Consider the following 551-nt stretch of genomic DNA (forward strand, 5'->3'; position numbering starts at 1 on the left):
GAATAGGCGTTATATTCACCGCATAGTTAGCGGAGATTAGCGTGTACATTCACCAACAACCCACCTGGCCTACGTTTACCTGGCAGCCCGGGCGCTTGGAACCCCTGCTCGGTACGGTGCGTCACCAGCAAGGGCGGGTGCTGGGTCACATGGAGGCCCTGGGCTTTTCGTTGCAGGCCGAAGCAGTGCTCCAAAACCTCACGCTCGAAGCGCTCAAATCCAGCGAAATAGAAGGGGAACTCTTGCCCACTGACCAAGTACGTTCCTCCCTGGCGCGCCGCTTGGGCCTGGACGTGGCCGGCCTGGTGCCGGCCGAGCGCCGCGTGGAAGGCGTGGTCGACATGCTGCTCGATGCGACCCAGGGGTTTGCGCAGCCGCTCACCGCCGAGCGCTTATACAGTTGGCAGGCGGCGTTGTTCCCTGCTGGTCGTAGCGGCTTGCAACGCATCCAGGTGGGCGCCTGGCGCACGGGCGCCAAGGGCCCGATGCAGGTGGTATCAGGCCCGCTGGGTCGCGAGCAAATTCACTTCGAAGCCCCCGCCGCGGAACAG

General features: G+C 63.9%; 1 protein-coding gene. It reads left to right on the forward strand.

Annotated elements, in window-relative coordinates; translation table 11 throughout:
- Positions 1-41: 41 nt before the first annotated feature.
- On the forward strand, positions 42-551 hold a 510-nt coding region (locus QMK33_RS23440; RefSeq protein WP_349361794.1), incomplete at its 3' end, for a DUF4172 domain-containing protein.

Source organism: Hymenobacter sp. H14-R3 (assembly GCF_030063445.1).
In the GTDB taxonomy this organism is placed as follows: domain Bacteria; phylum Bacteroidota; class Bacteroidia; order Cytophagales; family Hymenobacteraceae; genus Hymenobacter.